At 52.2% G+C, this 3,883-nt stretch carries 3 protein-coding genes; all 3 read left to right on the top strand.

What is annotated here, in order from left to right:
* Positions 1–130 precede the first annotated feature (130 nt).
* From AB7E06_RS19150 to AB7E06_RS19140, 3 genes are read left to right on the top strand one after another with little or no spacing between them, the layout of a single operon-like run.
* Positions 131–1,720, top strand: coding sequence for an ATP-dependent nuclease (locus tag AB7E06_RS19150; protein ID WP_427958178.1), 1,590 nt, complete (start codon positions 131–133; stop codon positions 1,718–1,720).
* On the top strand, positions 1,698–1,970 hold the full coding sequence (locus tag AB7E06_RS19145; protein WP_427958176.1) for a hypothetical protein: 273 nt from the start codon (positions 1,698–1,700) through the stop codon (positions 1,968–1,970). The genes AB7E06_RS19150 and AB7E06_RS19145 overlap by 23 nt, the downstream gene beginning before the upstream one ends.
* A complete protein-coding gene (locus AB7E06_RS19140) occupies positions 1,963–3,738 on the top strand; it encodes a UvrD-helicase domain-containing protein (protein ID WP_427958175.1) in 1,776 nt (591 codons plus the stop codon). Before AB7E06_RS19145 ends, AB7E06_RS19140 begins: the two co-directional genes overlap by 8 nt.
* Positions 3,739–3,883: the final 145 nt, after the last annotated feature.

Genomic DNA, 3,883 nt, shown 5'->3' with positions numbered 1-3,883 from the left:
ATAACTTTACTCTCACTCATGACGTATCCTTTTTTGTTGGAATTGAGTTTTGGCGAACTGATTCCAATCAGGATACGTCATTTTCCTTTTAGCGCTCCCTCAAACACCACTTTCGAGCATAACTCGTGAGGTGTCCGATATCCTCAAACTTCTGCCGTTCATCCGCATTACACTTGATATTGCCTACGATGTTGATGCTCCCGACCTCGGTCCTTTGAGTGATTGCATTATCGACCTGAATCCTGGCTGTTGCTTTGCGCGTGTGGTTCTGACGTTTGGGCCGCTCTCTACTGCCGCCGACATATTATTTGCTGATGTTCCTGCACCGGGAAAGGATATTGCTGTTTCTCGAGGAGCACTGTTTCGGGTCTTGGGCGACCGTCTCGCCTCCGCATATGGCTCCAACTTTGAAGCTGTGGATCCAAACGATGAAACTAACAAGAAGACGCTGGAATTGAAAGTTTTGACAGCTCTCGTACAAGGAGGCTTTATCAATGCACAGCGCGGGTTGGACGACGATACGAAGCGGGAACGCGATGTGCTTGGCAAAGTTGTCGAAGTCCTCTTCCAGTCAGCGCTGAACGATCCAGTTGATATTGAAAAGCGGACCATCGCCGAGCAATTGAAGGTAGCAGTCGAAGACATCCAGAGTGGCCTACATGCCGACTTCAACGCAAAGCTCACATCGCTTCTGCCCACCTTTGATCTGTTTGGTTATCCCGGTCTGCCTGACCCCGGACTCATTACCGAAACCAGCTTTGATATCGAGAAGCTACTGAGCGATCATACCAAGGTGCGATACGCCGGGAAGAATGGCGTCACGCTGCCCGAGACCTATAATGGGCTTGGTGTCCGCAACCTCGTCTACATGCTCCTACAATTGCTGCGCTTCTTTCGTGAGTTTCAGGCAACACCCACAGCCGCCGGTGTGCATCTGATCTTTATTGAAGAGCCGGAGGCTCATCTGCATCCTCAGATGCAGGAAGTTTTCATCAGACAGCTTGATCAGATCGCAGGTGTATTCGTTGCGCAGCTCAATGAGAACCGTCCGTGGCCGGTTCAGTTCGTAGTTACGACACACTCACCCCACATGGCGAACGAAGCACGCTTTGAATCTTTGCGTTATTTCCTGTCAGTTGCGGATGAGGATGGTCTTCGGCGTTCTGAGATCAAAGACTTGCGGAAAGGCATGGGTGCCGCTCCCGTGCCTGACCGGGATTTCCTGCATCAGTATCTGACGCTCACGCGGTGTGACCTATTCTTCGCGGACAAAGCTGTGTTGATCGAGGGAACATCTGAGAGGCTTATGCTTCCGGCCATGATTCGTAAGACAGATACTTCTGCCGTTGGAGAACCGAAGCTCGGTAGTCAGTATCTGACGGTTATGGAAGTTGGCGGCGCCTATGCGCACCGCTTCTTTGACCTACTGACTTTTCTCGAATTGCGCACGCTGATTATTACCGACATCGATGCGGTGCGACCGAACGATCAGAAAAAGCGGGTAGCGGTCCCGGTCGCCGACGGCCAGTTCACAAGCAACGGTTGCCTCAAGGCGTGGTTTGGTGACGATGTGTCGCCTGCTGATCTGCTGGAAAAAACGCCAAATGATAAAATCGCAAATGGCCGCCGCATCGCCTATCAGATTCCCGAGGTGGAAGGTGGCGCCTGCGGGCGCAGCTTCGAGGACGCATTCATTCTTGCCAACCCCCGCTCTCTTTGAGCTTGGTGAGGGTGATCAGGCCGCACTTGCATATGATTTAGCCGCCGGTCAGAAGAAGTCGACGTTCGCTCTTGAGCTTGCAATCGAGAAGACCGAATGGAATGTGCCCCGGTACATAGCTGATGGATTGCGCTGGCTGGCGCACGATAATCCAGACCCTGCCGCCCCACCAGAGACCATTGCGGTGGAGATCGTAGCAGAAGCTGTGAGCGTGGGCATTGATATTGACGAGGTAGATGATCATGCCTGAAAGAGAAGAAAGCCCTGCTGACGCCGCAGGGCGCGTCGCGCTAGAGCGCATGTTTGCCTGCCTGGATGAAGGGCGGTGCTTTCGCCTCGAAGCGGGAGCGGGAGCAGGAAAGACCTATTCGCTTGAGAAAGCGTTGCACCGGTTGATCGACCGCCGCGGTCATGAATTCTTGCGCCAACGCCAGCAGGTTGGCTGCATCACGTACACCAATGTAGCCAAAGACGAGATCATTTCTCGAATTCATGCTCATCCGGCTGTGCGGCCAGAAACCGTACATGGGTTTTGCTGGTCTATCCTGCAGGATTTCCAGACGACATTACGTGAACTCGTTCCGAGCCTTCCGAGCTGGGCAGAGCGTCTGGAAGAGGCTGGAGGTATTGGAAGGCGCCGGGTTCACTATGAACTGGGATATCCCGGCGTAACTGACGAGCAGGTCACGCTTCGGCACGAAGACGTCCTGACACTCATGATTCAGGCGCTGGCATTGCAAAAGTTTCGCAGAGTGCTGACCGTGCGCTATCCCGTTCTGTTGATCGATGAATATCAGGACACCGATGCTGTCTTTGTCGGTGCGTTGAAGACGTGGTTCCTCGATCATGGAGAAGGCCCCTTGATCGGGCTATTTGGGGATCACTGGCAGAAAATTTATGGCGAGGGATGTGGGCTGGTTGAGCACGTGACCATAGAGGTCATCGACAAAAACGCAAACTTCCGCTCCGTTGATACAATCGTTCAGGTACTGAACCGAATGCGCCCAGCGCTTCCCCAAATGGTCAGCGACCCTGAGGCTCCAGGTGAGGCGCGTGTCTTTCATACCAACAATTGGCCGGGGGTACGACGCACAGGGCAAGGTGGAGGTCACTGGACTGGTGATACAAGTCCGGAAGCTGCACGCGCATATTTCCAGCATGTGAAGGCGCGATTGACCGATGAAGGATGGGATTTTGCGGTTGAGAAGACCAAAATTCTCATGCTCAGCCACAGCGTTCTTGCACGAGAGCAAGGCTATGCCAGCATCCCAGCGATCTATGGGCAATACAACGATCCATGGCTAAAAAAAGACGACCCCCACATCAAGTTCCTTTCCGATCATCTCGAACCCGCTTGTGCTGCTTTTGAGTCCCAGCGCTATGGTGAGATGTTTGAATACTTTGGCGCAGGCATGCCGCGTATTCGGCGACACCAAGATAAAACAGCTTGGTCAGACACGATGAATGAGCTTATTGCTTTGCGTCTGACGGGGTCGATAGGCGATGTGATTGACTTCATTAGAGCCCAGCAACACATGCGCCTTCCGGTTGCCGTGGTGGAGCGCGAGCAAAAGCTCTCCGAAGTTGGCGCTGAGCCGGTTGTGGGTGAATCACGTCGTGTTACGCAACTGCGCAATCTGCGGGTTGTACCCTATACCGAACTTATAGCTTTGGATAAATTCATCGACGGGCATACACCATTTGCCACCAAGCATGGCGTCAAAGGCGCGGAGTTTGAAAATGTTCTCGTGATTATTGGACGTGGGTGGAACAAATATAATTTTACACAGACCCTTGAGTGGATTGATGCTGGCCCGCCTACCGACAAGCAGGGGTTCTTCGAGAACAACCGCAATCTATTCTACGTTGCCTGCTCTCGCCCTAAGGTTCGTCTTGCCCTGCTGTTTACTCAAATCCTGAGCACGAAAGCTATGGAGAAAATCACGCAATTGTTCGGTGCAGCCAATATCATCGCTCTACCTGCAGATCCCTTGCAAACATTTACCATTTCACCTTAAGTATCCTGTGAAACTAAACTGGGTCTTTGTCAGAGTTGCAGAAAACAAGAAGGGGTTGACTGGTTAAAAATTCTGCCATACCAAGTAATTGCTCAGATTATTTGAATATGGTGAATTTAAACTATGTCCAGTCACCCCTCATTCC

This window comes from Alcaligenes sp., assembly GCF_050255915.1.
GTDB classification, from domain to species: domain Bacteria; phylum Pseudomonadota; class Gammaproteobacteria; order Burkholderiales; family Burkholderiaceae_B; genus Alcaligenes; species Alcaligenes aquatilis.
This window is presented reverse-complemented; position numbering and strand designations above follow the sequence as displayed.